Here is a 26,984-nt window from a genome sequence, read left to right as displayed (position 1 = left end):
CCGCCCTCCACCCGGGCCGGCAGCTTCGCCAGCCGGTCGGCGAACGGGCTGGTCCGTACGGCGAAGGCCGCATCGGGGTCCGCCTCCGCGTCCGCGCCACCGCGTCCGCGCCACCGCCCCCGCAGCCCGCCACGGCCCCGCCGAGGAGGGCCGCCACCGCGACCGCCACGACGGCGCGGCCCGCGCGCCCTGCCTTCCGTACCCGCGCCATGAACCGCACCTCTCCATACATACAACGACAAACCCCCCGGCCCACCGTACGGATGACCGCCCCGCCCCCGCATCGGCCTTTCGGCCTCCGATCCGGCCCCGGAACACGACACTCCGTCCCTGGACACCCCTTCCGAACCGGGTGTAGCAACTCCCTCATGACGATCAACGGCGGCATCTCCTTCTGGTACGCGTCCGACCCCACCGCCCCGACCACCCCACCCCGCGCGCCCCTCACCGCCCACGCCACCGCCGACGTCGTCATCGTCGGCGGCGGCTACACCGGCCTCTGGACCGCCTACTACCTCAAGCGCGCCGCCCCCGACCTGCGCGTCACCGTCCTGGAACAGGCCTTCTGCGGCTACGGCGCCTCCGGCCGCAACGGCGGCTGGCTCTACAACGGCATCGCCGGCCGCGACCGCTACGCCGCCCTCCACGGTCACCCGGCGGCCCTGCGCCTCCAGCAGGCCATGAACGACACCGTCACCGAGGTCGTCGACACCGCCGCCGCGGAGGGCATCGACGCCGACGTCCACCGCGGCGGCGTCCTCGAAGTCGCCCGCACCCCCGCCCAGCTCACCCGCCTGCGGGCCTTCCACGCCAACGAGCTGTCCTTCGGCGAGACCGACCGCGAGCTGTACGACGCCGCCGCCACCCGGGCCCGCGTCGACGTCGCCGGCGCGCTCGGCTCCAGCTGGACCCCGCACGGCGCCCGCATCCACCCCCTCAAGCTGGTCACGGGACTGGCCGCCGCCTGCGAGCGCCTCGGCGTCGTCATCCACGAGTCCACCCCCGTCACGGGGATCGCCCCCGGCCGGGCCGTCACTCCGTACGGAACCGTCCGCGCCCCCCACGTCCTGCGCTGCACCGAGGGGTTCACCGCCGCCCTCAAGGGGCAGCGGCGCTCGTGGCTGCCGATGAACTCCTCGATGATCGTGACGGCCCCGCTGCCCGCCTCGGTGTGGGAATCCCTCAACTGGTCGGACGCCGCCACCCTCGGCGACACGGCCCACGCCTACATGTACGCCCAGCGCACCGCCGACGGCCGCATCGCGATCGGCGGCCGCGGCGCCCCGTACCGCTTCGGATCGCGCGCGGCGGGCGCCGGGAACACCGGGCGCACCGAGCCGGCCACCATCACCGCCCTGACCGAACTCCTCACGTCCTTCTTCCCCCGGCTCGCGGGTACGGAGATCACCCACGCCTGGTCCGGCGTCCTCGGCGTCCCCCGCGACTGGTGCGCCACCGTCAGCCTCGACCGCGCCACGGGCCTCGGCTGGGCGGGCGGTTACGTCGGCTCGGGCGTCGCCACCTCCAACCTCGCCGCCCGCACCCTGCGCGACCTGGTCCTCGGCGAGCCCACCGACCTGACCACCCTCCCCTGGGTCGGCCATCGCGTCCGCCGCTGGGAGCCGGAACCGCTGCGCTGGCTCGGCGTCCACGCCCTGTACGCGGCCTACCGCGCGGCGGACCGCCGCGAGGAGTCCACCGGCAGCCCGCGGACGACCCCCCTGGCCCGCCTGGCCGACCGCGTCGCGGGCCGCCACTGACGGCACGGCGAAGGCCCCGGACGGAGAACGTCCGGGGCCTTCGTGCGCGGAGCCCCCTGTCGGGTTCGAACCGACGACCCCCGCTTTACAAGAGCGGCGCTCTGGCCAGCTGAGCTAAGGAGGCAAGGCGCTCTCACTCTACACAGAGGCCCCTTACCGGGACCATCACGTTGTCGCCGCCGCCGGGCGGCCCGTCCGGCCGCGCGCGAGGGCGCACGGAAACGCGCCGGGCCGGCAATCCGGTCCGTCAGGGTGCTGACAGGAGCCGACCGGGCGGGTAGCGTCGAGCGGAGTCCGACAACTGGACTAGACCTTCCACTCGGATCGTCCGGCACGTTCCTGCCGGTAGAAGGGATTCACCACCATGGCTTCCGTCACTTTCGACAAGGCGACCCGCCTGTACCCCGGCGGCGACAAGCCCGCCGTCGACCAGCTGGAGCTGGAGATCGAGGACGGCGAGTTCCTCGTCCTCGTCGGCCCCTCCGGCTGCGGCAAGTCCACCTCGCTGCGCATGCTGGCCGGCCTGGAGGACGTCAACGGCGGCTCCATCCGCATCGGCGAGCGCGACGTCACGCACCTGCCGCCCAAGGACCGGGACATCGCGATGGTGTTCCAGAACTACGCGCTGTACCCGCACATGTCCGTCGCCGACAACATGGGCTTCGCGCTCAAGATCGCGGGCGAGGACAAGGCCACCATCCGCCGCAAGGTGGAGGACGCGGCGAAGATGCTGGACCTGACCGCGTACCTCGACCGCAAGCCGAAGGCGCTCTCCGGCGGCCAGCGCCAGCGCGTCGCGATGGGCCGCGCCATCGTCCGCAAGCCGCAGGTCTTCCTCATGGACGAGCCGCTGTCGAACCTGGACGCCAAGCTCCGCGTGTCCACGCGTACGCAGATCGCCGCGCTCCAGCGCGACCTGGGCATCACCACCGTCTACGTCACCCACGACCAGGTCGAGGCCATGACGATGGGCGACCGGGTCGCGGTCCTCAAGGACGGTCTGCTCCAGCAGGTCGACACCCCGCGCAACATGTACGACCGCCCGGCGAACCTGTTCGTCGCCGGCTTCATCGGCTCCCCGGCCATGAACCTGGTCGAGGTCCCGATCACCGACGGCGGTGTGAAGTTCGGCGACAGCGTCGTCCCGGTGTCGCGCGAGGCCCTGTCCGCCGCGGCCGACGCGGGCGACCGCACCGTCACGGTCGGCGTCCGCCCGGAGCACTTCGACATCGCCGCGACCGGCGGCCTGACCATCACCGTGAACGTCGTCGAGGAACTCGGCGCCGACGGCTACGTGTACGGCTCGACCTCCGCCGCCGACGGCTCGCAGGACCTCGTGGTCCGCGTCGGCGGCCGCCAGGTCCCGGAGAAGGGCTCCGAGCTGCACGTGGTCCCGCGGGCCGACGAGATCCACGTGTTCTCGACGTCCTCGGGCGCGCGGCTCTCCAAGTAGCCGCCGCGGCACGGTCCGAAGCGTGAGGAGGGGCGCCCCGCCAAGGGGCGCCCCTTTCCCGTCGGTTGCCCCGCGAACCGGTTCCGCAACCGACGCCAGAGCCGGTGCCGGAACCCCGGCAGACCGGGCCATTCGACCCCAACCGTCAACCCGTTATTCGAAAAGCCACGTCGAACCATCCCCCGACAGGGTGACTAAATGTCGCCAAATCTTCACCGAGCGCTACTCTCGCCCTCGTGACCCACACTGCCCGCCGTATCGGCCGTTCCCTCGCCCTGGTCCTGCCCGCCGTCCTGGTCCTGTCCGGGACCCTCGCGGTCACCATGGTCCCCTGGGCGGACACTTCCTCCTCCTCCCAGATCCTGACCGCCTCCGCCGAGGACGTCTCCGTCCCCGCCAAGCCGCGCGCCGCGCAGGACGTGCTGCGCGACAAGCTGCTGAGCGAACTGCAGCAGGGCGAGGAGCCGGGTGACGTACTCACCCACCTCCAGCAGGAGGTGGACCGCAGGCCGTCGCTGGCCGAGCACTGCGTGGGCATCGCGCGGGCCCTGGGGCGCGCCGCCGTCGACGCGTACGGCCCGACGAAGGCCCAGTCCTTCGCCCGTCCCGTGTGCGACACCTCGTACGCCACCGGCGTCGCCTCCATGGGCTGACGCCCGCCGCGTCCCTACGCTGGCGGCCATGACCGACGCAGCTCCCGAACCCGCAGCACCCCAACCGTCCGATCCCGCAGCCGCGTTCCCGGCCGCGCCCGTCCAGGCAGTCGTCCTGGCGGGCGGCCAGGGTTCGCGGCTGCGGCCGTACACGGACGACCGCCCGAAGCCGATGGTCGAGATCCCGGGGACCGGCGTGCCGATCATCGGGCACCAACTGGCCTGGCTCGCCTCGGAGGGCGTCACCGACGCGGTGGTGTCCTGCGGGCACCTCGCCGGCGTGCTCCAGGAGTGGCTGGCCGGGGCCCGGCTGCCGCTGCGCGTGACCACGGTGGTCGAGGAGGAGCCGCTGGGGCGCGGCGGCGGCCTGAAGTACGCGGCCCGCAGCCTCCCGTACCCGGAGCTGTCCTGGTACGCGACCAACGGCGACGTCTGGACCCGGTTCTCGCTCCGCGAGATGGCGGCCTTCCACGCCGAGCGGGGCGCGACGGCGACGCTGGCCCTGGCCCGGCCGCGCATCCCGTGGGGCGTGGTGGAGACCAACGAGTTCGGGCAGGTGCTGGACTTCATCGAGGCCCCGCCGTCCCCCTACCCGGTCAACGCCGGGGTGTACGTCTTCGGGCCCGAATTCGCGGCGCTGCTGCCCGACTTGGGAGACCACGAGCGCACCACCTTCCCGCGGCTGGCGCGCGAGCGCCGCCTGGCGGGCTTCCCGCTGCCCCAGGGGGCCTACTGGCGGGCGATCGACACCGCGAAGGACCTGACCGAGGCCGCACGGGAGTTGGCCGCGCAGACGGGCTCCTGAGCCTTTTCACACACCCGTACGGCGCCCCGCGCACCCGTACGGCGCCCCGCCCGGAAGCCCGTACGCCGGACCCGCCCGGCGCACGCGGAAGGGCCCGGCACGCCGTGGCGCGCCGGGCCCCCGACCGTACGGCCGGACTCAGCCGAGGAGGCCGCCGACCAGGCCGGGCTTCTTGGACGGAGCGGTCCCGCCGGTCCCGTCGGCGGGACCGGCGCCGGTCCCCGAGGAGGAGGACGGCGGCTTCTGCGGGGTGGACTGCCGGGGCGTGCTGCGCGGGGTCTGCTGCCGACCGGTGGCGCCCTTCGTCGCGGAGGGCGACTTGGAGCCGGTACCGGTGGTACCGGTTCCGGGGGTCTCCCGGGCGGGCTCGCCGCTCGCGCTCCGGCCGGACTCGGCGGCCGGTTCGGAGGCGGTGGCGGACGGCTTGGCCGGCGCCCGGGTGGGCTGCTGCTCGGAGGGCTGCTGCCGGACGGGGGCCTTCGGCAGCGGCTGCCCCGGCAGGTAGTTGCTCGGCGGCTCCCCGGGCCCGGGGACGGTGACCACCGTGCTGGAGCGGACGGCACCGCCGAGGAGCGAGCCGACGAGGAGGGTGAGCCCGCAGACGACGGTGGCCATGACGGCCCCGCGGCGCAGGACCCGCCGCCGCAGCCGCCAGACCTCGGAACGCGGCCCGAGGGTGCGCCAGGCCTCGCCCGCGAGCCTCCCGTCGAGGGAGTAGACGGGGGCGCCGGCGATGATCAGCGGGCTCCAGGCGGCGAGGTAGATGATGTCGGGCGCGTCGTACGCGGGAACCGTCTTCCAGCTCACCGTCATCAGCAGCGCGGCGGACAGCAGCGCCCCGAAGCTCGCGGCGAACCGCTGCCACAGGCCGAAGACGGTCAGCACGCCGACGATGACCTGGAGGAAGGCCACGCTCAGGCCGGCGCCCACCGGGTGCGCGAGCGCGAAGTCGCGCAGCGGCTCGGCCAGCGCCCACGGGTTCAGGGTGTGCAGCCAGGTGACCATGGAGCCGCGCTCGCCGCCGTCGAAGTAGACGGGGTCGCACAGCTTGCCCATGCCGGCGTAGATGGAGATGAAGCCGAGGAAGACGCGCAGCGGGAGCAGCACGACGCCGAGGTTCATGCGGCGGCCCGGATAGTACGAGGCCTGCCCGCGGCTGTCGGTGGCGCCGCGCCGGGAGTCCGCCCCGGGCTCGGCGCCGGGCGGCTGCCCGTACGGCAGGTCCCGTACGGCGGCCAGCGGGCGGGTCTCGTCCGGGTCCCCGTAGCTGCGCTGGCCGATGACGGTCGGCGTGGCGAGCGTGTCGTCGGCGAGGTCGTTCGCCAGGTCCACCCGGGGGATGGTCTGGGTGGACCCGCCGTCGTACTCGTCGTGGCCGCGCCCGGCCTCCCGTACGGCCTGGAGGAGTCCTCCCATGGCGGCCGCGTCGCCGGGAGCGGCCTTGCCGCTCCACACGACGGGGGCCCGGCGGCGGGTGGCTCCGGCCGCGGCGACCACGGCACCGCCGAGGACGGGGGCGCGGCCGGGGGCGTTCGCGGGCTTGGAACGCGCGCTCGGGCTCGGTGCGAGCCGCACGCGGAAGCTGGCGTGGTTGACGATGACCTGTGCGGGATCGCACGGCACCTTGACCATGCTCAGCGCGGGCTGGTCGTCGAACCCTGACGTTCTGGTGTCCACACTCATCTAACCGAGTGATCAGTGTTTAGGACACTGCCTTGACATCAGGGATCTGTCCGAGACCCGTCAAGATCAAGCCACCCCGCCCGTAACGGGCGGGATGACACGCTCACGGGTCACTTTCCGTGAGCCAAGTGGATCAAGCCGGGCGAGCCGGGCGGGCCTGGCGATCCGGGAAGCCGGCAAGCCTGCCGATCCGGTCGGGCCGGGCCCGCGGATCAGACGCGGCCGCGGTCGGCGCGGCGGCGGGCGGCCTCGTACAGCACGACGCCCGCGGCGACACCGGCGTTGAGGGACTCGGCGCCGCCCGGCATCGGGATGCGCACCAGGTAGTCGCAGTTCTCGCCGACGAGGCGGCCGAGACCCTTGCCCTCGGAGCCGACGACGATGACGACCGGGCCGCCGAGCGCCTCCAGGTCGTTCACGGTGTGCGTGCCCTCGGCGGCGAGGCCGACGACGGTGATGCCCGCCTTCTTGTACTCCTGGATGGCGCGCGTCAGGTTGGTGACGCGGGAGACCGGGGTGCGCGCGGCGGTGCCGGCCGAGGACTTCCAGGCGCCGGCGGTCATGCCGGCGGCGCGGCGCTCGGGGATGACCACGCCGTGGCCGCCGAAGGCGGAGACGGAGCGGACGATCGCGCCGAGGTTGCGCGGGTCGGTTACGCCGTCGAGGGCGACGATGAGCGGGTCCTCGCCGTTGTCGTACGCGGCGGCGGTCAGGTCCTCCGGGTGCGCGTACTCGTACGGCGGGACCTGGAGGACCATGCCCTGGTGGTTGAGCCCGTTCGTCATGCGGTCGAGCTCGGGGCGCGGGGCTTCCATCAGGTTGATGTTGCCGCGCTCGGCCGCGAGCTGGAGGGCCTCGCGGACGCGCTCGTCGTTGTCGATGAACTGCTGGACGTAGAGCGTGGTGGCCGGAACGCCGTCGCGCAGCGCCTCGAAGACCGGGTTGCGGCCGACGACCATCTCGCTGGTGCCCTTGGGACCGCCGCGGCGCGGGGCCGGGCGGCGCTTGGCGGCCTGCCGGGCCATGGCGTTGCTGATGCGGTTCGCCTTGTGCTTCTTGCGGTCCTCGGCCTTGGGCGTGGGGCCCTTGCCTTCCAGGGCCTTGCGCCGCTGGCCACCGCTGCCGACCGTCGCGCCCTTCTTGTTGGACGTGCGGCGGTTCCTGCGCTGGCTGTTCCCGGCCATGACTTCTACCTGTTTTCGTTGGTGCTGCGGTGTGTACGTATGAAGAGTGTGCCGCCCGGGGGGCCGGGCGGCACAGTCGGACTGCTCCGGTGGGCTCAGCGGGGGCCGAGCGTCCAGCGGGGTCCGGTGGGGCTGTCCTCGATGACCAGGCCGGACTGCTGGAGCTGGTCGCGGATGGCGTCGGCGGTGGCCCAGTCCTTGCGGGCCCGGGCCGATTCGCGCTGCTCCAGGACGAGGCGTACGAGGGTGTCGACCGCGCCGTGCAGGTCCTCGCCCCGGTCGGTCTCGCCGGCCCAGAACGGGTCGAGCGGGTCCAGGCCGAGGACGCCGAGCATGGCCCGTACCTCGGACAGGCGCGCGACGGCCGCTTCCTTGTCATCGGCCGCGAGGGCGCTGTTGCCCTGACGGACCGTGGTGTGGACGATGGCGAGCGCCTGCGGGACGCCCAGGTCGTCGTCCATGGCCTCGGCGAACGCGGGCGGGACCTCGGCGGCGGGCTCGACGGCCTTGCCGGCCTTCTCGCCCACGCGCTGGTAGAAGCCCTCGATCCGCGCGAAGGCGGACTCCGCCTCGCGCAGGGCCTCCTCGCTGTACTCGATCATCGACCGGTAGTGCGGGGTGCCCAGGTAGTAGCGCAGGACGATCGGGCGCCACTGCTTGACCATCTCGGAGACGAGGACCGAGTTCCCGAGGGACTTGGACATCTTCTCCCCGGACATGGTCACCCAGGCGTTGTGGACCCAGTACTTCGCGAACTCGTCACCGAAGGCCTTGGCCTGGGCGATCTCGTTCTCGTGGTGCGGGAAGATCAGGTCCAGGCCGCCGCCGTGGATGTCGAAGGCCTCGCCGAGGTACTTGTGCGCCATGGCGGAGCACTCCAGGTGCCAGCCGGGACGGCCGCGGCCCCACGGGGTCTCCCAGGAGGGCTCACCGGGCTTGACGGACTTCCACATGGCGAAGTCGCGGGCGTCGCGCTTGCCGGTCTCACCGGTGCTCTCCGGCTGGCGGATGTTGTCGAGGTCCTGGCGGGAGAGCGAGAGGTAGCCGGGGTACGACTTCACGTCGAAGTAGACGTTGCCCTCGGACTCGTAGGCGTGACCGCGCTCGATGAGGCCGCGCATCATCTCGACCATCTCGGTGACGTGGCCGGTGGCGCGGGGCTCGTAGGTGGGCGGGAGGCAGCCGAGGGCGGCGTAGCCGTCGTTGAAGGCCCGCTCGTTCTCGTAGCCGATGGACCACCAGGGGCGGCGCTGCTCGGCCGACTTCGCGATGATCTTGTCGTCGATGTCGGTGACGTTGCGGACGAAGGTGACCTCGTAGCCCCGGTACTCGAACCAGCGGCGCATCATGTCGAAGTTGAGGCCCGACCGGATGTGCCCGATGTGCGGGGCGGCCTGCACCGTGGCGCCACAGAGGTAGATCGAGACACAGCCCGCTGTGAGCGGGGTGAAGTCACGGATCTGCCGGGCGCTGGTGTCGTACAGGCGAAGAGTCACGGCATCCAGGGTAGTGCGCCCATAGCAGTGCCCCGCGACCCTTTCGCGGCTCGGGGCGCGTTTGTTGCCGAAGAGGTGTCGGCGGCGGCGCGGACGGACACCCCCTAGGCCCGATTCGTCCGGTACACGAGGGCGGTGGCGAGGGCGGCGAGGCCTTCGGCCCGGCCGGTGAGGCCCAGACCGTCGGTGGTCGTGCCGGAGACGGAGACGGGGGCGCCCGCGGCGGCCGCGAGCGCCTTCTGTGCCTCTTCGCGCCGTTTGCCGACCTTCGGGCGTACGCCGATCACCTGGACGGCGATGTTGCCGATCTCGTAGCCCTCGGCGCGGACGATGCGGGCGGCCTCCGCGAGGAGGGTGGTGCCCGAGGCGCCCGACCACTCGGGGCGGGAGGTGCCGAAGTGCGCGCCGAGGTCGCCGACGCCGGCCGCCGAGAACAGGGCGTCGCAGGCGGCGTGCGCGGCGACGTCGCCGTCGGAGTGCCCGGCGAGGCCCGTCTCCCCCGGCCACAGCAGGCCGGCGCACCACAGCTCGCGGCCGGTCTCGAAGGCGTGCACGTCGGTGCCGATCCCGACGAGCGGGATCAGCGGGGCCTGCGGACCGGCTCCGGAGTCGGACCCGTTCCCCGCCCCGGCCCCGGCCTCGGCCGGAGCACCCTCGCGGTCTGCGGGACTAGTACGCATCGGTGGCCCTCCTGCGGGCGAGTACGGCCTCAGCGAGGACGAGGTCGAGGGGGCGGGTGACCTTGAAGGCCTCTTCGTGGCCGGGGACGACCACGACGGGGACGCCGAGCCGCTCCACCATGCCGGCGTCGTCGGTGGCGCCCTCCCCGTCGACGGCGATCTCGGCGTGCGCCCTCAGGAGGGTGGCGAGGTCGAAGCCCTGCGGGGTCTGGACGGCGCGCAGCCGGGCCCGGTCGGGAGTGGCGACGACCGGCTCGGGCTCGCCCGGCCTGCCGGGCTCGACCTCCTTGACGGTGTCGGCCAGCGGCAGCGCGGGCACCACGGCGGGAGCGCCGTCGCGGACGGCCTCGACGACGGAGTCGACGGTGTCCACGGGGACCAGCGGGCGGGCCGCGTCGTGGATCAGTACGGAGGTGACGTCGGCCGGCAGCGCCTGGAGGCCGGCGCGTACGGACTCCTGGCGGGTGTCCCCGCCCGGGACGACCAGGACCTCCGCACGGTCGGGCAGCGGGTGCTCGTCGAGCAGGAGGCGTACCTCGGCGGCGCCGTCGGCGGGGGCCACCACGACGACGAGGGAGACCGCGCGGGAGCGGGCCATCGCCCGGACGGCGTGGATCAGCATCGGGGTGCCGCCCAGGGCCCGCAGGGCCTTGGGGGCGCCGGGACCCAGGCGCACCCCGCGCCCGGCGGCGGGGATCACCGCGGCGGTGCGGTGCGGTCGCGTTTCGTCAGACATCGGCGGCTCCGGGTTGCGCGGCCAGGTTTGTGGCTTCGGGCGACATGGGTATGGCCCTGGGTGATGTGCCGGGTGCGACGCCCTCGCCCCTTCCGTGACGACCGGTCGAGCCGGCTGCCCGGACCCGGCACACCGGCGGGGTCAGAGGTTCAGTACGTACGGTTCCGGACGGTACGCCGGACGGTGCGCAGGGCGCGCATCCCGCAGACAGACATGCCGCAGCGCCCGGCAACAGACCCCTCGTGGAGGAGGGGCCTCGTCATCGGGCACCGCGGCACAACTGTGTGAACACTGTTCTGATGTGCTCAGAGGAACGGGATACTCGCGTCAGGACGCGAGGACCTCGTCGAGGAGGGCCTCGGCCTTGTCCTCGTTCGTGTTCTCGGCGAGCGCGAGCTCGCTGACCAAGATCTGGCGTGCCTTCGCGAGCATGCGCTTCTCACCTGCGGAGAGTCCGCGCTCACGCTCACGACGCCACAGGTCACGCACTACTTCCGCCACCTTGATGACATCTCCGGAAGCGAGCTTCTCCAGATTTGCCTTGTAGCGACGGGACCAGTTCGTCGGCTCTTCTGCGAACGGTGCGCGAAGCACCTCGAAGACCCGGTCCAGCCCCTCCTGACCGACTACGTCGCGAACACCGACGAACTCCGCATTGTCCGCAGGCACACGAACAGTCAGGTCGCCCTGGGCGACCTTGAGCACCAAGTAGGTCTTGTCCACGCCTTTGATCTGACGAGTCTCAATGGCCTCGATCAGCGCGGCCCCGTGATGGGGATAGACCACGGTGTCGCCAACCTTGAACGTCATGTGACAGGTACCCCTTCCGTGGCTATCCAGGGTAACACGAGAACTGACTGTTATGAATGGCGTTTTCGCAGGTCAGGGCACCTCTCGGGGCTTGACAACAGCGCCACGAACGTGCTGCGGAAGGGCTCGGGAAGGGGGTATCCGCAGGTCGGGGGCGCTGTGCGGACCAGGCGAAAGGGCCACGCTACACCCGTCCGGCAGCTCCGCTGGAGTGACGTACGTCCCGATTTGCGACGTTCGGAGGCCGGAAAACGAACTACTCCGTTCGACTGGCGGGCGCCCCCGTCCAGCGGGTTCCGGCCCAATCCGGAATTGATCACGACGCCGCGTTCGAAGGAATCCGGAATTGATCACCGGGTGATCGGCGCACGATATGCGGGACCGGATGCAGGACCGGATGCGGGACCGGCCCGATCGGCCACATGATCGGCGGGGGAAGGCGCGGGGAAGTCCCGGGGAACGGCCGGGGGCGGAATGCAAGATCGCGGGGCGGGCCGAGCGCGGGGCCGCGCTGCGGAGGGTCGGGTGCGGGGGCGGGGCGGCGGCTCGGTAACCTAAGCGCGCTGACACACCCTTAGAGCGGCTTTACCTCGGCCGTTCCGAGCGTCCACCCTCCCCTTCCGTTCGTCCAAGGAGATGCCGCCGCCGTGAGCCGCAGCCTTCGACGCGGCGCCCTCGCCGCCACCGCCGTCGTGTTCTCGATCGCCTCGCTGGCTGCATGCAGTGCGGGCAACAACGCTGAGACCCTGCAGATCAAGCCGGACAACGCCGCCGTCACCAAGGGCGAGATCAAGATCCAGAACGCTCTGGTCATCACCCAGGGCGAGAAGGACAAGAAGGGCGCCGGCGCCGTCTCGGCGACGGTGTTCAACTCCGGCACCAAGGCGCAGACCCTCGACGGCATCACCCTCCCGGGTGGCAAGGCCAAGGTCGTGCTGAAGGCGGCCGAGGGCACCGGCAAGGTGACCGTGCCCGCCGGCGGCTCCGTGGTCCTGGGCGGCAAGGGCAACGCCTCCGCGCAGATCGACGCGGGCGCGGGCGCCGAGGTGGCCAAGGACGGCGACGTCCAGAAGGTCGTCTTCCAGCTGAGCAGCACGGGCGACGTCGAGCTCGAGGCCTTCGTGGTCCCGGGCACCGGCATGTACGCGGGCTTCGGCCCGACCGTGGCCCCGGTCGCCGGTGTCACGCCCTCCGGCAGCCCCTCGGGCACGCCGTCGGGCGCCGCTTCCGGCTCCCCGTCGGGCTCGCCCTCCGGCAGCCCCTCGGGCGGCGCCGCGGGCTCCTCCCCGTCGGGATCCGCCTCGCACTCCGCGGGCCACTGAGCCGCGGAACCGTACCCGTACGGGAAGGGCCCCCGGTCGCACCTGCGACCGGGGGCCCTTCCCGTACACCCGTGAGGATGACGGCTTACGGCTCGAACTTGTAGCCGAGGCCGCGGACCGTCACCAGGTAGCGCGGCGCGCCCGGGTCCGGCTCGATCTTGGCGCGCAGCCGCTTGACGTGGACGTCGAGGGTCTTGGTGTCGCCGACGTAGTCGGCGCCCCAGACCCGGTCGATCAGCTGCATGCGGGTCAGGACGCGGCCCGCGTTGCGCAGCAGCATCTCCAGCAGGTCGAACTCCTTGAGCGGGAGGTCCACCTTCCCGCCGGAGACGGTGACCACGTGGCGGTCCACGTCCATCCGTACGGGACCGGCCTCCAGGGCCGCCGGAGTGACCTCCTCCGGCTCGCCGCGGCGGCGCAGGACCGCGCGGATGCGGGCGACCAGCTCCCGCGAGGAGAACGGCTTGGTGACGTAGTCGTCGGCTCCTATCTCCAGGCCGACGACCTTGTCGATCTCGCTGTCCTTCGCGGTCACCATGATCACGGGGACGTTGGAGCGGCCGCGCAGCTGCCGGCAGACCTCCGTGCCGGGCAGGCCGGGGAGCATCAGGTCGAGGAGGACGAGGTCGGCGCCGTTGCGCTCGAACTCGTCCAGTCCGTCGGGCCCGGTCGCGGCGATGGCGACCTCGAAGCCCTCCTTGCGGAGCATGTAGGACAGGGCGTCGCTGAAGGATTCCTCATCCTCGACGACGAGCACTCGGGTCACGGAAGGACCTCCGGGGCAGGGATGGCTGGTGCGGTGTGCGGTGCGGGTTCGGCGGGTGCTGCCGCGTGCAGCGGTGTGGCGGACGCGGGGGCCGCGGCCCGGTCGGCCGCGGCTGCTTCGGGTGCGGCCGCCTCGGGCAGCCGCAGGGTGAACGTGGAGCCCTGGCCCTCGGAGCTCCAGACCGAAACCTCCCCGCCGTGCGAGGCCGCCACGTGCTTCACGATCGCGAGGCCGAGGCCCGTGCCTCCCGTGGCGCGGGAGCGGGCCGGGTCCACGCGGTAGAAGCGCTCGAAGATGCGCTCGCGGTCCTTTTCCGGGATGCCGATGCCCTGGTCGGTCACAGCTATCTCGATCAAGTCTCCACCCGGCGAGGTCACCCGGCGCGCGGCGATGCCGACGCGGGTGCGGGCGGGACTGTAGTTGACGGCGTTCTCCACCAGGTTTCCCAGGGCCGCCGCGAGCTGGCCGCGGTTCCCCCAGACGCGCAGGTCAGCGGTGCCGCCGGCGGCCATGGTGATCTGCTTGGAGGTCGCCGTGTGGCGGCAGCGGTCTATGGCCTCCGCCACCAGGGTGTCCACGCGCATCGGCTCGGCGTCCTCCAACGGGTCGTCGTTCTGCACCCGAGAGAGGTCGATGAGTTCCTGCACGAGGTTGATCAGCCGGGTGGCCTCGATCTGCATGCGGCCGGCGAAGCGGCTGACCGCCTCGGGGTCGTCCGAGGCGTCCATGACCGCTTCGGACAGCAGGGAGATCGCGCCGACCGGCGTCTTGAGCTCGTGGGAGACGTTCGCTACGAAGTCGCGGCGTACGGCTTCGATGCGGCGGGCCTCCGTGAGGTCCTCGACCAGGAGGAGCACGAGGCGGGACCCCAGCGGGGCCACGCGCGCCGAGACCGCGAGGGCCTCGCCGCGGCCGGTGCCGCGCCGGGGCAGGTCGAGCTCGACCTGCCGTATCTCCCCGTCACGGCGGGTGTCGCGGGCCATGTGCAGCATGGGTTCCACGGCCAGTTTGCCGCCGCGGACCAGCCCGAGGGCGTAGGCCGCCGAACTGGCCTTGACGACGGCGTCGCCCTCGTCCAGTACGACGGCGGATGAGCGGAGCACGGAGAGGACGGTGTCCACTCCGGGCGGGAGTACCGCGTTGATGTCGGGGCGCATGGAGCTCCTGGTGGGGCGGGCTTGGTCGCGCTCGCTCCAGCGGAACGCCAGCATGGCGATGACACCGGTGCAAAGACCGGCTATCGCTGCAGCTGCGGCGACCGCCGCGTTCACGTCCATGCATCCAGGTTAAGCAGGCAGAACGACACTTCCACAGCCGTTCGGGTGGCACCTCGAACACTCGTCGCCCAGAGTTCACCCTGACGACGGGGGTGATTCACTTGCGGTGCCGGAGTCGGACGCGTTCCCGGCCCACCGTGTCAACGTGGGGCAAGAGGCCGCCCCGGCCCGGCCCCCGGGCAGTAGCGCAGTAGGTCAAGAGAGGGACACCAGACATGCGTGACGCGTACCACGAGGAACTGGACTCGATCGGCGAGAGCCTGGTCGAAATGGCCCGGCTGGTCGGTTCCGCGATCGGGCGGGCCACGACGTCCATGCTCGACGCCGACCTGAAGCTCGCCGAGAGCGTGATCGCCGGCGACCAGAAGGTCGACGACCTCCAGCACGACCTGGAGGCCCGCGCCATCGCGCTGCTCGCCCGCCAGCAGCCGGTCGCCACCGACCTGCGCATCGTGGTGACCTCGCTGCGGATGAGCGCCGACCTGGAGCGTTCCGGCGACCTGGCGCAGCACGTGGCGAAGCTGGCCCGGCTGCGCTTCCCGGACACGGCGGTGCCGCGGGACCTGCACGCCACCATCCTGGAGATGGGGCAGCTCGCGCAGCGGCTGATGGCGAAGGCCGCCGAGGTGATCATCACGAAGGACGTCGACCTGGCGCTCCAGCTGGAGCAGGACGACGACGAGATGGACCAGCTGCACCGCACGCTGTTCCAGCACCTGATGGACGACCGGTGGAAGCACGGCATCGAGACGGCGGTGGACGTGACGCTGCTGGGCCGGTACTACGAGCGCTTCGCGGACCACGCGGTGTCGGTGGCGAAGCGGGTCGTCTACCTGGTGACGGGCGAGCACGCGGACGAGCTCCAGCCGCCGACGGCGGTCGACGGCGTCTGACCGGACGGCCGTAGGGCTGGCGTGAGGCGGCCCGGGGCCGCGTCCTGGCGGGGCCCGGGCGGGCCTGACGTACGGGCGGGCCTGGCGTACGGACGGGCCTGGCGTACGGGCTTTGCGGGGCCTCGACCCAATGCGCCGTTGACGCGCCGGTGCGGCTGGGCATGAATGAGGCGAAGGCGGTCCGTCGTGCGAAGTCCCGTACGCCGCCTGCGAGGAGGAACCATGCCCGATTCCCCCGTCCCCATCACCCCGGAGCAGGAGCAGCCGCCGAGGCCGGAGCCCCTGCGGCTTCCGCTGCTCGCCGCCTGCGGCTGCGGCTCGGGCTGCGGCTGCGGCTGCCAGTCCGGCGCCCCGTGCCAGTGCGGCGGCTGAGCCGCCCGCCCGGTTCGACGCGTACAGGGCCCCGCCCCGGTACCCCGGGACGGGGCCTCTGCGCGTCCCCCTAGGATGCGGTGGGGGCGGGGCCGTAGCGCAGAGGTGGTCGCGCGCGGTCTCCAAAACCGCGAGGACGCCGGTTCGACTCCGGCCGGCCCCGCCCTTCTCCCCTTCCGTCCTCGATGAGTTTTCCGTGCCGCGTCGGTCTGTACGCGTGAGACCGATTCACGGAAGGCTGGCGCCATGCGGAAACTGATCTACGGCATGAACGTGTCCCTGGACGGCTACATCGCCGCGCCCGGCGACGACATCGGCTGGAGCGTGCCGAGCGACGAGCTGTTCCAGTTCTGGTCCGACCAGTTGCAGGCGACCGACCTGACGCTGTACGGGCGCAAGCTGTGGCAGACGATGAGCTCCTACTGGCCGACCGGCGACCAGCTGCCCGACGCCACCCCGGCGGAGATCGAGTTCGCGCGCCGCTGGCGGGACATGTCGAAGGTGGTGTTCTCCTCGACGATCGACAAGGTCGACTGGAACACCCGCCTGGCCACCGGCGACGCGGTCGCCGAGATCACCCGGCTCAAGGCCGAGGACGGCGGCCCGATGGACATCGGCGGCGCGACGCTCGCCGGGGCGGCCATGCGGGCCGGGCTGATCGACGAGTACGTGCTGGCCACCGCGCCGGTCCTGGTGGGCGGCGGCACGCCGTTCTTCACCGCGCTGGACAACTGGGTGAACCTCGACCTGGTGGAGACGCGGACGCTTCCCTGCGGCGTGATCCTGACCAGGTACGAGACGAGGCGCTGAGCGCCCACCGTGGGCCCGGGGCAGACGAAAGCCCCCGACCTGCGCCGTACGCGCAGGTCAGGGGCATGACCGCTCTGGTTACTTCTTCTTGCCCTGGTTCTTGACCGCCTCGATCGCCGCCGCTGCCGCGGCCGGGTCGAGGTAGGTGCCGCCCGGCTTGAGGGGCTTGAACTCCGCGTCCAGCTCGTACGCGAGCGGGATGCCGGTCGGGATGTTCAGGCCGGCGATGTCCTCGTCGGAGACGCCGTCCAGGTGCTTGACCAGCGCGCGCAGGGAGTTGCCGTGCGCGGCGACCAGGACCGTGCGGCCGGTGAGCAGGTCCGGGACGATGCCGTCGTACCAGTACGGGAGCATGCGGACGACGACGTCCTTCAGGCACTCCGTCTTGGGGCGCAGCTCCGGCGGGATCGTCGCGTAGCGCGGGTCCTCGGACTGCGAGTACTCCGTGCCGTCCTCGAGGGCCGGCGGCGGGGTGTCGTACGAGCGGCGCCACAGCATGAACTGCTCCTCGCCGAACTCGGCGAGGGTCTGGGCCTTGTCCTTGCCCTGGAGGGCGCCGTAGTGACGCTCGTTCAGGCGCCAGGAGCGGTGGACCGGGATCCAGTGGCGGTCGGCTGCCTCGAGCGCCATCTGCGCGGTGCGGATCGCGCGCTTCTGGAGCGAGGTGTGCACGACGTCGGGGAGCAGGCCGGCGTCCTTGAGCAGCTCACCGCCGCGGACCGCCTCCTTCTCGCCCTTCTCGTTGAGATTGACGTCCACCCAGCCGGTGAACAGGTTCTTCGCGTTCCACTCGCTCTCGCCGTGACGGAGGAGGATCAGCTTGTACGGTGCGTCGGCCATGCGTACGAGCCTAATGGACGCGCCGGGGCGCTCGCGCGCGGTGCGCACCCCCGCCGATTGACGTTGCGCGTCAATTCGCTGGCGCCGGACGGCCCCCGCTCGTAACGTGCCCAGAGCAGAAGAGACGCTTACATCACCGGGGGGATTCCTTATGTCCGTTGCCAGTCTGAGACGGGCCGCCCGGGAGAGCGTGTCGGGGCTGCCGCGCGAGTTCTGGTGGCTGTGGACGAGCACCCTGGTGAACAGGCTCGGGGCCTTCGTCGCCACATTCATGACCTTGTACCTGACGATGGACCGGGGCTACTCGGCGTCCTTCGCGGGACTCGTCGTCGCCCTCCACGGCCTCGGAGGCGTCATCTCCTCGCTGATCGCGGGAGTGATGACGGACCGGCTGGGGCGGCGGCCCACGCTGATGGCGGCGCAGGCGTCGACGGCCCTGTCGGTGGCGCTGCTCGGCTTCATGGAGCACCCGGCGGCGATCGCGGCCGTGGCACTGCTGGTCGGCATGACCTCGAACGCCTCGCGGCCGGCCGTGCAGGCGATGATGGCCGACATCGTGCGGCCCGAGGACCGGGTGCGTGCCTTCGCGCTCAACTACTGGGCGATCAACCTCGGTTTCGCCGTCTCCGCGACGGCGGCCGGCTTCGTCGCCGAGTACAGCTACCTCGCCGGCTTCCTGGGCGAGGCGGCGCTGACGATGGTGTGCGCGGTGCTCGTGTACATCAAGCTCCCCGAGTCCCGGCCCGACAAGGGCGCCGCCGCGGCGGCCGCGGACGCGGAGGTCGGGCTGGGCACGGTGCTGCGCGACGGGCGCTTCATGGGGGTCGTCGGGCTGTCGTTCCTGATCTCGCTGATCTTCATGCAGGGGTCGTTCGGGCTGCCGCTGGCCATGGGCACGGCGGGCTTCTCCTCCGGTGACTACGGCTTGGTCATCGCCGTGAACGGCGTGCTGATCGTGCTGTTGCAGATCCCGGTCACCCGCTTCATCGAGCACCGCGACCCGCAGAAGCTGCTGGTGCTCTCGGCGCTGCTCGCGGGGTACGGGTTCGGGCTCACCGCCTTCGGCGGTTCCCTCGGGGTGATCGCGCTGACCGTCTGCGTCTGGACGCTGGCCGAGATCATCAACTCGCCGACGCAGATGGGCCTGGTCGTACGGCTCTCCCCGCTGCACGGGCGCGGCCGCTACCAGGGCATGTACACGATGTCCTGGGCGGTGGCCTCGCTGGTCGCGCCGCTGCTGGCGGGCTGGGTCATCGACCGGTTCGGCGCGGAGTGGCTGTGGGGTGCGACGGCGGTCCTCGGGACCGTCGCGGGGCTCGGGTACTGGCTGCTGATGCGGAACCTGCCCGCGGTGGAGCCGGTGGAGCCGGCGGACCTGTCGGCGGGGGCGGATGCCGAGCCCGAGCCCGACTCCGGTTCCGGTTCCGAGCCGGGTTCCGGATCCGGCTCCGAGCCGGGATCCGCTTCCGGCTCCGGCCGCGGACCCGCCGGGCTGCCGCTTCCGGGGCCGGCCGTGACGCCCGCGCCCTCCTCCGCGTAACGAGGGGGCCCGGGCCGGGGGGCTACGACGGGCGCGTCAGGTGGACGGGCGCGTCAGGTGCTTGAACGCGTCGAGGTTGTGGGTCGGCTCGCCGCGCGAGACGCGCCAGTCGTACTCGCGCCGGATCGCGCCCGCGAAACCCAGCTCCAGCAGGGTGTTGAAGGCGCCGTCCGCCGCCTCCAGGACCGTGCCCAGCAGCCGGTCCAGCTCCTCCGGGGTGACCACGGCGAGGGGGAGGCGGCCCGTCAGGTAGATGTCGCCGAGACGGTCCACGGCGTAGCCGAGCCCGTACAGCTTGAGGTTGCGCTCCAGCAGCCAGCGGTGGACGGCCGGCTCGTTCTCGTCGGGGTGGCGGATCACGAAGGCGTTGACCGACAGCGAGTGCCGGCCGAGGCGGAGCGAGCAGGTGGTGCTCAGCTTGCGGGTGCCGGGCAGCTGGACGACGTACGAGCCGGGTGACGGGCTCTCCCACGACAGTCCGGCCCCGGTCAGCGTGCTCTCGATGATCGCGGCGGTGTCAGCCATGGTGGGAGCGTACGCGACGGCGATGATCATGTATGGCAGCGGTGTAGACGTCCGCCGTGCCGCTCGCGGCCGTGTCCCAGCCGAAGAACTGCGCGTGCCGCGCGGCCTGCGCGCCCATCCGGTCGGCGAGCCCGGGCTCGTCCACGAAGCGGCGCAGCTGCCGCGCGTAGTCCACCGGGTCGTGCCCGGGTACGAGGATGCCCGTGACCCCGTCGTTGACGGCGACGGGCAGCCCGCCGACCGCGGCGGCCAGGACCGGCGTGCCGGCGGCCTGGGCCTCGATGGCGACGAGCCCGAAGGACTCGCTGTACGAGGGCATGACCAGCACGGACGCGGCCCGGAACCAGTCGGCGAGCCGGTCCTGCCCGACCGGCGGGTGGAAGTGGACCAGGTCGGCGATGCCCAGCCTGGCGGCGAGTTTCTGCAGCCCCTCCGGCTTGGCGAGGCCGCTGCCGCTGGGCCCGCCCACGACGGGGACGTGCAGGCGGCGGCGGAGCGAGGGGTCCCGGTCGACCAGCTCGGCGACGGCCCGCAGCAGGATGTCGGGGGCCTTCAGCGGCTGGATGCGGCCGGCGAACAGGGGGATGACGGCGTCCTGCGGCAGCCCGAGGCGGGCGCGGGCGGCGGCGCGGCCGTCGCCGACGGTGAACCGGTCGAGGTTCACGCCGGGGTGGACGACGGCCACCTTGCCGGGGTCCGCCTCGTAGTGGCGGACGAGCTCGTCCGCTTCCTCGGCGGTGTTCGCGATGAGGCGGTCGGCGGCGGCCACGATCTGGGTCTCGCCGATGACGCGGGCGGCGGGCTCGGGCGTGTCGTCCTGGGCCAGCGACGCGTTCTTGACCTTGGCCATGGTGTGCATGGCATGGACGAGCGGGACGCCCCAGCGCTCGGCGGCGAGCCAGCCGACGTGACCGGACAGCCAGTAGTGGGAGTGGACGAGGTCGTAGTAGCCGGGGCGGTGCCCGGCCCAGGCCTGCATGACGCCGTGGGTGAAGGCGCACAGCTGGGCCGGGAGCTCCTCCTTGGCGAGGCCCTCGTACGGTCCCGCGTCGACGTGACGCACCAGGACGCCGGGCGCGAGGTCGACGACGGGCGGGAGGCCGCCGGTGGTGGCCCGGGTGAAGATCTCCACCTCTATGTTGATCGCGGCGAGGCGTTTGGCCAGCTCGACGATGTACACGTTCATCCCGCCGGCGTCGCCGGTGCCGGGCTGGTGCAGCGGCGAGGTGTGCACGCTGAGCATGGCCACGCGGCGGGGCTTGCGGTGGTGGCCGACCGCCGGCAGGCGCAGCCGCGGGGGCTCGTGGCGGGTGGCGCGCGCGGCGGCGAGGCGGCCGCTGATGCTGCCGCCGAGACGGGACACGTACTGGCTCAAGGGAGCAGTTCCTCTCGCTCTGACGATGCTCGGACGGACGGCGCGGCGGGACGGCCCCGGGGCGCTCTCGGCGTTGGCACCACGCTGTGTCGACGCTGGACGGCATGACGGCAGGGCTGGGACGGCATGACGGCAGGAGCGCGGTCGGCGCCCTGCACCGAGTGCAACCCGAACGGCCGTCCCCCGCATTCCGGGGAGCGGGGACTTTCCTTGTCGGTTTGCCGGATTTTTATCCTCCGCGCGCGCTCCGCTTACGCTCGGCCCATGGCCTCCCGCACCACCCCGCCCCCTTCCCCGGGCCGATCCGACCGCCCCGACCGCCCGGGCCGCCCCGTGGGCGCGGTGACGCGCGGGACGACCAACCCGAACCGGTTGCGCCGGATGGACCGCTGGATCGCCGCGACGCACGGGGCCGCGCTGCGGCGCGCAGGGTCGCCGGTCGCCGTGGACCTCGGGTACGGGGCCGCACCCTGGACGGCGGTCGAGCTGATGGCGCGGCTGCGGAAGGCCGCGCCGCGCGTGCGCGTGGTCGGCATCGAGATCGAACCGGCGCGGGTCGCGGCGGCGAAGCCGTACGAGCGCGAGGGCCTCGGCTTCCGGCACGGCGGCTTCGAGGTGCCGCTGGACGGCGGGGAGCGCCCCGCGCTGATCCGCGCGGCGAACGTACTGCGCCAGTACGACGAGGACCAGGTCGCGCGGGTCTGGGAGCGGCTGTGCGGGCGGCTGGCGCCGGACGGGCTGCTGGTGGAGGGGACCTGCGACGAGATCGGGCGACGGCACGTGTGGGTCGCGCTGGGTCCGGAGGGGCCGCGCACGGTGACGTTCGCGACCCGGCTGGGCTCCCTGGACCGCCCCTCGGACCTGGCGGAACGGCTGCCGAAGGCGCTGATCCACCGGAACGTGCCGGGCGAGCCGGTGCACGCGTTCCTCCGCGACTTCGACCGGGCGTGGGCGGCGGCCTCCCCGTACGCCTCGTACGGGGCGCGGCAGCGCTGGATCCGGACGGCGCGGGCACTGACGGCGGACTGGCCGCTGGCGGACGGGCCGGGGCGCTGGCGGCAGGGGGAACTGACGGTGCGCTGGGAGGCGTTGCGCCCCCTGGGCTGAACGGGGCGTACGGGGAACCGGGAGCCGGGACGGCCCGTTGAGTCGTCAGGGGCGGTGTCACCGGGGCCTTTTCCGGGTTCGTCGGAGTTCCTCGGGGGTTCCCGGAGCTTCCTCGGGGCTTCTCGGGGGCCGGGCAGGGGTCAAGTACCGCACGGTGGCATCGCGATGGCGTTCCGGTGGGGCGGGCGGGATCCGGCGGTTATCCACAAGGGTGTTGGAATGCACCGTCTCGTGGCACCATCCCGAAGGCAGTGAAAAGTTACTGATGAATAGTCAGATCTGATACGGGATCCGACTCGGGTGCCTGGGGGGACCATGGTGGCCGTAAGGCGACGGCGCGGCGCAAGCACGCTCGTACTGCTCTGCGCGATGGCGACAATGACGGCCCCGGGCCTCGCGGCGGGCGTGGCGCACGCGGCGCCTGCGGCCCCGGCGGCGCCGACCCCCCAGCCCGGCGCCAAGTCGCTGGAGCAGGTCCGCAAGGAAATAGAGGGGCTCTACCGCCAGGCCGGCAGCGCAACGGACGCCTTCAACCTCGCCGAGTCCGAGACCAAGGCCCAGTCCGAGAAGATCGTCGAGATCGCCGGCCTCGTCGTCGCAGGCCAGAACCGCATCACCGCCCTGAAGAGCCGCGCGGGCGCCGCCGCCCGCGCCCAGTACCGCTCGGGCGGCCTGCCGGCGGGCGCGGAGCTGGCACTGAGCGAGGATCCGGACCGGTTCCTCGACGGCGCGGGCCGGCTGCGGCAGGGCGAGAAGGCCGCCTCCGACCTCCTGTCCGAACTCGACCGTACGCAGGCCGACTTGCGCCGGTACGCGACGGACGCGGCGGCGCACTGGCAGACGCTGGAAGCCAACCGCGTGAAGCAGGAGACCGCGAAGAAGCAGGTCGAGGAGAAGATCAAGGCCGCGGAGGAGCTGGAGAACAAGCTGGAGGCCGAGGAGAAGGCCCGGCTGATCCAGCTGGAGCAGGAAGCCCAGTACAAGGCGCAGACCGCGTGGCTGTCCACGGGCGCGATGAAGGACGTCAAGGGCACGGCGACGGACGCCGGGAAGCGGGCCGTCCAGTTCGCCACCGCGCAGATCGGCAAGCCGTACGTGTGGGGCGCGGTCGGCCCGGACTCCTTCGACTGCTCCGGCCTGACCTCCAAGGCGTGGCTGGCGGCGGGCAAGGGCATCCCGCGCACCTCGCAGGAACAGCTGAGGCTGCCGAAGGTCGCGGTCAAGGACATGCGGCCGGGCGACCTGATCATCTACTTCGACGACGCCAGCCACGTCGGGATGTACGTCGGCGACGGCGCGATGGTCCACGCCCCGCGGCCGGGCCGGCACGTGACGATGGCGGGGGCGGGCTCCATGCCGATCAAGGCGGTCGTCCGCCCCGACGCGTAGGGCATCCCTTTCGGATCTCGCATCCCTTTCGGGCCTCGCGTCCTTTTCGGACCTCGCCGGCCGAGTCCGCACCGGGCCCGGCATGATCCGGAACGGACGCCCCGGCCCGCCCGGCACCCGTGGCGAAGGACACAGCCCCGCTCCCGGCAGCCGAGCCCTCCCCGCCGGGGGCGGCCGGCCCGCCCGGATGCGGCGGCTCGGCCGCGGGAACGGGCATACGGGGAGGTGGGATCGCCCGCGGAGGCAACCAACCCGCCGCCCACGACGTCTCGCTCCACGGGACGGACCCCGGGCCTCCGTGACATTGGTCATCCGGTGAGGCCGATTTTCCCCCGCGATAACGGCATATGACGGAGGTCCCGGCCGGGAACGGCATTCCGCTCCCCGGTCCGGGACCGCTAGGGTCTCCCGACGAGCGCACCCCCGGGGGGAGGGAAGGAACCGGAGACGATGCCCGTACCCGTACCGCGGCAGAGGGACACCCCGGCCGCGGAGAGCGGTCAGGCCGTTCTGCACACCGCGGCACCGCCTGCAGCCGCACCCACCACGCCGGTCGCCGCACCGGCGGTCCCGCGGCGGGGCCCGCAGACGGCGCCGCCGGCCACCCCGCTGACCCTCCTGGTCATCCAGGACGACCCCGCGGGCGGCCTCACCGTCCCCGAGGTCCTCGACGCAGACGGCCACCGCATCCGGCTCCGCACCGCCCGCAACCTCACCGAGGCCGCGCGCCTGCTCACGCCGGACGTGCACTGCATCCTGCTGGACCTGTCGCTGCCCGCCCCGGCCTCCCCCGACGACGACCTGGCCGCGCTCCGCCAGGTCCTCGGGCTCGCGCCGCACCACGCCGTCATCGTCCTCACCTCCGAGACCGACGCCGAGCGGGCGGCCGAGGCCGTACGCGTCGGCGCCCAGGACTTCCTCTTCCGGGACGAGCTGGACGGCCGGCTGCTGAGCCGCGCCATCCGGTACGCCGTGGAGAGAAAACGGGCCGACATCGCCCAGTACAAGCTCGCGGAATCGAAACTGCGCGCCCAGGAGAACGCCCGCCTGGAGCGCGGGCTGCTCCCCAACCCCCTCCTGGAGGGCTCCGACCTCCGCTTCGCCGCCCGCTACCGCCCCGGCCGCAGCCGGGCGCTCCTCGGCGGCGACTTCTACGACACCGTCCGCACGCCCGACGGCACCGTCCACGCCATGATCGGCGACGTCTGCGGCCACGGCCCCGACGAAGCCGCCCTCGGCGTCGAGCTGCGGATCGCCTGGCGGGCGCTGACCCTGGCCGGCCTGTGCGGCGACGACCTGCTGGCCACCCTCCAGGAGGTCCTGGAGGTCGAGCGCCCCTGCGACGAGATCTTCGCGACCCTGTGCACGGTGGACATCGCCCCGGACGGCCGCCGCGCGGGCCTGTGCCTCGCCGGCCACCCGGCGCCGCTGATATCCAGGCCGGGCCGCCCCGCCCGGCTGCTCCCGTACGAGAACAGCGGCCCGGCGCTCGGCCTGCTGCCCCGGGCCCGCTGGCCGCGCCGCCAGGTCGAGCTCGGCGGCGCGTGGAGCCTGATGCTGTACACCGACGGCCTGATCGAGGGCCGGATCGGCGAGGGCAGGGAACGCCTCGGGCAGGACGGCATGGTCGAGATGATCAACCGGCACCTGGACCGCGGGCTGACCGGGGACGCCCTGCTGGAGGCCTCCGTCACCGAGGCCCGCCGCCTCAACGGCGGCGAACTGACCGACGACGTGGCCGTGGTCCTGCTGTCCCGCGCGGGCGGCTGAGCCGTACGGGTTCCCACCCGGGCGGGAACCCGTACGGCTGCCGCGGCAACGGCAACAGCCACAAAGACAGCCACGGCGCCGGTCACGGGATGCCGGTCAACGGCACCCGTCCCGGACGACGACGACGGCGGCGGTCGCGGTCACCGGCCCGCGGGGCCGGCTCGCGTCACCGGCCGCCGTTGTAGGGCCCGTACGGCCCGTCGCTGCTGCTTCCGCGCCGGCGCCGGCCGCCGCCCGAGACCTGCTTGAGGGCCGGGCGCACGTCCACGAAGAAGACGATCGTCGCGACCAGCCCGGCGATCTGGAGGAACAGCATCCCCAGGAAGAAGTCCACGAGCACGGTGATGCCGAGGAGGACCATCCAGAAGGTCTTGCTCTGCTTCTCCGCGGCGCGGTAGGCGTCCTCACGGGCCACCAGCGCCATGACGAAGGCCACGACGGCGAGCACCAGCATGGCCAGTCCCAGCAACGGGACCACACCTCGATCGAACCCGTCCATCAACCACATCGCGATGACCGCTTTCTCCCGCTCCGCACGCCGGACGACGTCTGACTCCACGCTACCGGCAGTGGTTCCTCAACGGAGAGCACAACGGGCCGGACACCCGTCAAGGTGCCCGGCCCGCCACGTGTCATGCGGTTCAGCTCGCGTCGCCCTGCACGGCAGCGCTCTTCTTCGCCGTGCTCTTGCGCGCCGCGGGCTTCTTCGCGGCGGGCTTCTCCGCACCGGCGGCCGCCTCGGCGGCGACCGGCTCGGAAGCCACCGGCTCGGAAGCGACCGGCTCGGTGACGACGGTCCCGGACGCGGCCTGCGGCGCGGGCTCGACGGCCACGGCGATGTCGACGATCTCGTCGGAGACCTCGCCGCGCCAGGTCCGGACGGCCTGCTCGCCGTGCTCGGCGACCTTGTCGTACGTCTCCTTGGCGCGCACCGCGTACTCGGCGGCCACGCCGACGCCGCGCAGCGCCAGGTCCTGGGCGGTCTCGCCGAACTTCTTCGGGTCGATCGCGCCGAACACCTCGGCGACCTTCGCGGAGACCGCCTCCTGCGCCTCCCTGGCCGCGCCCCGGGCCTTCTCCTGCACGACCTTCGGGTCGGTGTTCTTGACCGCCTCGATGCGCGCGGGGGCCTCGGCGCGCAGCTGCTCGATGAGCCCCGGCACCTTCTTGGCCTGCTGCACGGCCAGGTCGGCGGTGCCGGCGGCGAAGTAGAGCGGGGTGGGGTCGGTGAGGGTCTTCTTCAGGTCATCGGCGATGGCCATGTGCGGGTCCTCCCGGATCCAAGTCAGTTCGTCTGCTGCGGCATCTCGTCGTCTTCTACGGCATCTAGTCGGCCGCGGACGCGTCGGGCGCCCCGTCCGCAGCGGCCGTGCCGGCCGTGTCGAGCGCGTTCTCCTTGCGGAAGGACTCGTAGATCTGGAGCAGCACCTGCTTCTGCCGCTCGTTGATGGACGGGTCGGCGAGGATGACGGCCCGCGTCTCCACCTCGTCCCGGTCCCGTTCGTCCAGGATCCCGGCCTGCACGTACAGCGTCTCCGCGGAGATCCGCAGCGCCTTGGCCAGCTGCTGCAGGATGTCCGCACTCGGCTTGCGCAGGCCGCGCTCGATCTGGCTCAGGTACGGATTCGACACCCCTGCGGCCTCGGACAGCTGCCGCAGCGAGAGCTGGGCCTGCCGACGCTGCTCGCGAAGGTATTCGCCGAGGTTTCCGACGTTGAGCGATGCCATGCCCCGATCC

At 72.5% G+C, this 26,984-nt stretch carries 26 protein-coding genes and 2 tRNA genes; 13 read left to right on the top strand and 15 right to left on the bottom strand.

From position 1 onward, the window contains the following. Window positions 1-368 precede the first annotated feature (368 nt). Window positions 369-1,760, top strand: a complete 1,392-nt coding sequence (locus tag OTB16_RS30810; protein WP_267724501.1) for an NAD(P)/FAD-dependent oxidoreductase — start codon at window positions 369-371, stop codon at window positions 1,758-1,760. A gap of 50 nt (window positions 1,761-1,810) precedes the next feature. Here the strand turns inward: OTB16_RS30810 and OTB16_RS30805 are convergent. Then, window positions 1,811-1,884: transfer RNA gene (locus OTB16_RS30805), tRNA-Thr, on the bottom strand. A 240-nt stretch (window positions 1,885-2,124) separates the two neighbouring features. Here OTB16_RS30805 and OTB16_RS30800 point away from each other — a divergent pair. The 3 genes from OTB16_RS30800 (at window position 2,125) to OTB16_RS30790 (ending at window position 4,671) form a co-directional block, all read left to right on the top strand. After that, window positions 2,125-3,213, top strand: coding sequence for an ABC transporter ATP-binding protein (locus OTB16_RS30800; protein WP_267724499.1), 1,089 nt, complete (start codon window positions 2,125-2,127; stop codon window positions 3,211-3,213). Between the two features lie 236 nt (window positions 3,214-3,449). Beyond that, window positions 3,450-3,866, top strand: a complete 417-nt coding sequence (locus OTB16_RS30795) for a hypothetical protein (protein WP_267724497.1) — start codon at window positions 3,450-3,452, stop codon at window positions 3,864-3,866. Window positions 3,867-3,894: 28 nt separating this feature from the next. Next, a complete protein-coding gene (locus OTB16_RS30790; protein ID WP_267724494.1) occupies window positions 3,895-4,671 on the top strand; it encodes a nucleotidyltransferase family protein in 777 nt (258 codons plus the stop codon). A gap of 138 nt (window positions 4,672-4,809) precedes the next feature. Here the strand turns inward: OTB16_RS30790 and OTB16_RS30785 are convergent, their stop codons facing one another. The 6 genes from OTB16_RS30785 to OTB16_RS30760 form a co-directional block, all read right to left on the bottom strand. After that, entirely contained in the window at window positions 4,810-6,354 is a 1,545-nt protein-coding gene (locus tag OTB16_RS30785) for a DoxX family protein (RefSeq protein ID WP_267724491.1), read from the bottom strand. A gap of 212 nt (window positions 6,355-6,566) precedes the next feature. After that, on the bottom strand, window positions 6,567-7,538 hold the full coding sequence (gene rlmB, locus OTB16_RS30780; RefSeq protein ID WP_267724489.1) for a 23S rRNA (guanosine(2251)-2'-O)-methyltransferase RlmB: 972 nt from the start codon (window positions 7,536-7,538) through the stop codon (window positions 6,567-6,569). Between the two features lie 95 nt (window positions 7,539-7,633). After that, window positions 7,634-9,034 carry a cysteine--tRNA ligase gene (gene cysS / locus OTB16_RS30775; RefSeq protein ID WP_267724487.1) on the bottom strand — a complete coding sequence of 467 codons (1,401 nt, stop codon included), beginning with the start codon at window positions 9,032-9,034 and terminating at the stop codon, window positions 7,634-7,636. A gap of 104 nt (window positions 9,035-9,138) precedes the next feature. Then, window positions 9,139-9,714, bottom strand: coding sequence for a 2-C-methyl-D-erythritol 2,4-cyclodiphosphate synthase (gene ispF / locus OTB16_RS30770; RefSeq protein WP_267724485.1), 576 nt, complete (start codon window positions 9,712-9,714; stop codon window positions 9,139-9,141). After that, entirely contained in the window at window positions 9,704-10,450 is a 747-nt protein-coding gene (gene ispD, locus OTB16_RS30765) for a 2-C-methyl-D-erythritol 4-phosphate cytidylyltransferase (protein WP_267724484.1), read from the bottom strand. Before ispD ends, ispF begins: the two co-directional genes overlap by 11 nt. A 327-nt stretch (window positions 10,451-10,777) precedes the next feature. Next, window positions 10,778-11,260: a CarD family transcriptional regulator gene (locus tag OTB16_RS30760; protein WP_206960214.1), complete on the bottom strand. Its 483-nt coding sequence runs from the start codon at window positions 11,258-11,260 to the stop codon at window positions 10,778-10,780. Between the two features lie 647 nt (window positions 11,261-11,907). Between OTB16_RS30760 and OTB16_RS30755 the strand changes: the two genes are divergently transcribed. Next, window positions 11,908-12,582 (top strand): DUF461 domain-containing protein, encoded by a 675-nt coding sequence (locus OTB16_RS30755; RefSeq protein WP_267724480.1) that lies wholly within the window; start codon window positions 11,908-11,910, stop codon window positions 12,580-12,582. 85 nt (window positions 12,583-12,667) lie between these two features. On the opposite strand, the gene phoP is transcribed toward OTB16_RS30755, so the two are convergent. Then, window positions 12,668-13,339 (bottom strand): two-component system response regulator PhoP, encoded by a 672-nt coding sequence (phoP, locus tag OTB16_RS30750; protein WP_465270536.1) that lies wholly within the window; start codon window positions 13,337-13,339, stop codon window positions 12,668-12,670. A 5-nt stretch (window positions 13,340-13,344) separates the two neighbouring features. Further along, entirely contained in the window at window positions 13,345-14,625 is a 1,281-nt protein-coding gene (gene phoR / locus OTB16_RS30745) for a two-component system sensor histidine kinase PhoR (RefSeq protein WP_267724474.1), read from the bottom strand. 215 nt (window positions 14,626-14,840) lie between these two features. On the opposite strand from phoR, the gene phoU reads away from it, so the two are divergent. The 4 genes from phoU to OTB16_RS30725 all read left to right on the top strand — a co-directional run bounded on the left by phoU (window position 14,841) and on the right by OTB16_RS30725 (window position 16,700). After that, on the top strand, window positions 14,841-15,518 hold the full coding sequence (phoU, locus tag OTB16_RS30740; RefSeq protein WP_267724472.1) for a phosphate signaling complex protein PhoU: 678 nt from the start codon (window positions 14,841-14,843) through the stop codon (window positions 15,516-15,518). 222 nt (window positions 15,519-15,740) lie between these two features. Continuing rightward, window positions 15,741-15,890, top strand: a complete 150-nt coding sequence (locus OTB16_RS30735) for a hypothetical protein (protein WP_167344738.1) — start codon at window positions 15,741-15,743, stop codon at window positions 15,888-15,890. Between the two features lie 88 nt (window positions 15,891-15,978). Next, a tRNA-Trp gene (locus OTB16_RS30730) sits at window positions 15,979-16,053 on the top strand. Window positions 16,054-16,136: 83 nt separating this feature from the next. Further along, a complete protein-coding gene (locus tag OTB16_RS30725; RefSeq protein WP_267724465.1) occupies window positions 16,137-16,700 on the top strand; it encodes a dihydrofolate reductase family protein in 564 nt (187 codons plus the stop codon). 78 nt (window positions 16,701-16,778) lie between these two features. Here OTB16_RS30725 and OTB16_RS30720 read toward each other — a convergent pair whose 3' ends face one another. Further along, window positions 16,779-17,540: a phosphoglyceromutase gene (locus OTB16_RS30720; protein ID WP_267724463.1), complete on the bottom strand. Its 762-nt coding sequence runs from the start codon at window positions 17,538-17,540 to the stop codon at window positions 16,779-16,781. A 151-nt stretch (window positions 17,541-17,691) separates the two neighbouring features. On the opposite strand from OTB16_RS30720, the gene OTB16_RS30715 reads away from it, so the two are divergent. Further along, window positions 17,692-19,080, top strand: coding sequence for an MDR family MFS transporter (locus OTB16_RS30715; protein WP_267724461.1), 1,389 nt, complete (start codon window positions 17,692-17,694; stop codon window positions 19,078-19,080). 36 nt (window positions 19,081-19,116) lie between these two features. Here OTB16_RS30715 and OTB16_RS30710 read toward each other — a convergent pair whose 3' ends face one another. Beyond that, window positions 19,117-19,605, bottom strand: coding sequence for a type III secretion system chaperone family protein (locus OTB16_RS30710; protein WP_267724458.1), 489 nt, complete (start codon window positions 19,603-19,605; stop codon window positions 19,117-19,119). Then, a complete protein-coding gene (gene mshA, locus OTB16_RS30705) occupies window positions 19,598-20,980 on the bottom strand; it encodes a D-inositol-3-phosphate glycosyltransferase (RefSeq protein WP_420717834.1) in 1,383 nt (460 codons plus the stop codon). Before mshA ends, OTB16_RS30710 begins: the two co-directional genes overlap by 8 nt. A gap of 264 nt (window positions 20,981-21,244) precedes the next feature. Here mshA and OTB16_RS30700 point away from each other — a divergent pair, with 264 nt between their 5' ends. The 3 genes from OTB16_RS30700 to OTB16_RS30690 all read left to right on the top strand — a co-directional run bounded on the left by OTB16_RS30700 (window position 21,245) and on the right by OTB16_RS30690 (window position 25,246). Continuing rightward, window positions 21,245-22,087 carry a class I SAM-dependent methyltransferase gene (locus tag OTB16_RS30700; RefSeq protein ID WP_420717833.1) on the top strand — a complete coding sequence of 281 codons (843 nt, stop codon included), beginning with the start codon at window positions 21,245-21,247 and terminating at the stop codon, window positions 22,085-22,087. Between the two features lie 369 nt (window positions 22,088-22,456). Continuing rightward, complete coding sequence (locus tag OTB16_RS30695; RefSeq protein ID WP_267724456.1) at window positions 22,457-23,476, top strand: C40 family peptidase; 1,020 nt, start codon at window positions 22,457-22,459, stop codon at window positions 23,474-23,476. 450 nt (window positions 23,477-23,926) lie between these two features. Continuing rightward, window positions 23,927-25,246, top strand: coding sequence for a PP2C family protein-serine/threonine phosphatase (locus tag OTB16_RS30690; RefSeq protein WP_267724454.1), 1,320 nt, complete (start codon window positions 23,927-23,929; stop codon window positions 25,244-25,246). A 166-nt stretch (window positions 25,247-25,412) separates the two neighbouring features. Here the strand turns inward: OTB16_RS30690 and OTB16_RS30685 are convergent, their stop codons facing one another. The 3 genes from OTB16_RS30685 to OTB16_RS30675 form a co-directional block, all read right to left on the bottom strand. Continuing rightward, window positions 25,413-25,754 (bottom strand): DUF2516 family protein, encoded by a 342-nt coding sequence (locus OTB16_RS30685; protein WP_267724588.1) that lies wholly within the window; start codon window positions 25,752-25,754, stop codon window positions 25,413-25,415. A 133-nt stretch (window positions 25,755-25,887) separates the two neighbouring features. Next, the gene (locus OTB16_RS30680) at window positions 25,888-26,508 is read right to left on the bottom strand and encodes a hypothetical protein (protein WP_267724452.1); all 621 of its coding nucleotides are present in this window, start codon (window positions 26,506-26,508) and stop codon (window positions 25,888-25,890) included. A 64-nt stretch (window positions 26,509-26,572) separates the two neighbouring features. Beyond that, window positions 26,573-26,974 (bottom strand): helix-turn-helix domain-containing protein, encoded by a 402-nt coding sequence (locus OTB16_RS30675; protein WP_267724449.1) that lies wholly within the window; start codon window positions 26,972-26,974, stop codon window positions 26,573-26,575. Between the last annotated feature and the right edge of the window lie 10 nt (window positions 26,975-26,984).

The organism is Streptomyces antarcticus, assembly GCF_026627255.1.
Taxonomy (GTDB): Bacteria; Actinomycetota; Actinomycetes; order Streptomycetales; family Streptomycetaceae; genus Streptomyces; species Streptomyces antarcticus.
Note: the sequence above shows the minus strand (reverse complement) of the source record. Positions and strands in the feature narration are given on the sequence as shown.

What these genes read in the sequence shown, in the direction of transcription:
- OTB16_RS30810 (WP_267724501.1), top strand. Translation starts at nt 369, where the DNA reads ATGACGATCAACGGCGGCATCTCCTTCTGGTACGCGTCCGACCCCACC.
- OTB16_RS30800 (WP_267724499.1), top strand. Translation starts at nt 2,125, where the DNA reads ATGGCTTCCGTCACTTTCGACAAGGCGACCCGCCTGTACCCCGGCGGC.
- OTB16_RS30790 (WP_267724494.1), top strand. Translation starts at nt 3,895, where the DNA reads ATGACCGACGCAGCTCCCGAACCCGCAGCACCCCAACCGTCCGATCCC.
- OTB16_RS30785 (WP_267724491.1), bottom strand. Translation starts at nt 6,354, where the DNA reads ATGAGTGTGGACACCAGAACGTCAGGGTTCGACGACCAGCCCGCGCTG.
- rlmB (WP_267724489.1), bottom strand. Translation starts at nt 7,538, where the DNA reads ATGGCCGGGAACAGCCAGCGCAGGAACCGCCGCACGTCCAACAAGAAG.
- ispF (WP_267724485.1), bottom strand. Translation starts at nt 9,714, where the DNA reads ATGCGTACTAGTCCCGCAGACCGCGAGGGTGCTCCGGCCGAGGCCGGG.
- ispD (WP_267724484.1), bottom strand. Translation starts at nt 10,450, where the DNA reads ATGTCTGACGAAACGCGACCGCACCGCACCGCCGCGGTGATCCCCGCC.
- OTB16_RS30760 (WP_206960214.1), bottom strand. Translation starts at nt 11,260, where the DNA reads ATGACGTTCAAGGTTGGCGACACCGTGGTCTATCCCCATCACGGGGCC.
- phoR (WP_267724474.1), bottom strand. Translation starts at nt 14,625, where the DNA reads ATGGACGTGAACGCGGCGGTCGCCGCAGCTGCAGCGATAGCCGGTCTT.
- phoU (WP_267724472.1), top strand. Translation starts at nt 14,841, where the DNA reads ATGCGTGACGCGTACCACGAGGAACTGGACTCGATCGGCGAGAGCCTG.
- OTB16_RS30735 (WP_167344738.1), top strand. Translation starts at nt 15,741, where the DNA reads ATGCCCGATTCCCCCGTCCCCATCACCCCGGAGCAGGAGCAGCCGCCG.
- OTB16_RS30725 (WP_267724465.1), top strand. Translation starts at nt 16,137, where the DNA reads ATGCGGAAACTGATCTACGGCATGAACGTGTCCCTGGACGGCTACATC.
- OTB16_RS30720 (WP_267724463.1), bottom strand. Translation starts at nt 17,540, where the DNA reads ATGGCCGACGCACCGTACAAGCTGATCCTCCTCCGTCACGGCGAGAGC.
- OTB16_RS30715 (WP_267724461.1), top strand. Translation starts at nt 17,692, where the DNA reads ATGTCCGTTGCCAGTCTGAGACGGGCCGCCCGGGAGAGCGTGTCGGGG.
- OTB16_RS30710 (WP_267724458.1), bottom strand. Translation starts at nt 19,605, where the DNA reads ATGGCTGACACCGCCGCGATCATCGAGAGCACGCTGACCGGGGCCGGA.
- OTB16_RS30700 (WP_420717833.1), top strand. Translation starts at nt 21,245, where the DNA reads ATGGCCTCCCGCACCACCCCGCCCCCTTCCCCGGGCCGATCCGACCGC.
- OTB16_RS30695 (WP_267724456.1), top strand. Translation starts at nt 22,457, where the DNA reads ATGGCGACAATGACGGCCCCGGGCCTCGCGGCGGGCGTGGCGCACGCG.
- OTB16_RS30690 (WP_267724454.1), top strand. Translation starts at nt 23,927, where the DNA reads ATGCCCGTACCCGTACCGCGGCAGAGGGACACCCCGGCCGCGGAGAGC.
- OTB16_RS30685 (WP_267724588.1), bottom strand. Translation starts at nt 25,754, where the DNA reads ATGTGGTTGATGGACGGGTTCGATCGAGGTGTGGTCCCGTTGCTGGGA.
- OTB16_RS30680 (WP_267724452.1), bottom strand. Translation starts at nt 26,508, where the DNA reads ATGGCCATCGCCGATGACCTGAAGAAGACCCTCACCGACCCCACCCCG.
- OTB16_RS30675 (WP_267724449.1), bottom strand. Translation starts at nt 26,974, where the DNA reads ATGGCATCGCTCAACGTCGGAAACCTCGGCGAATACCTTCGCGAGCAG.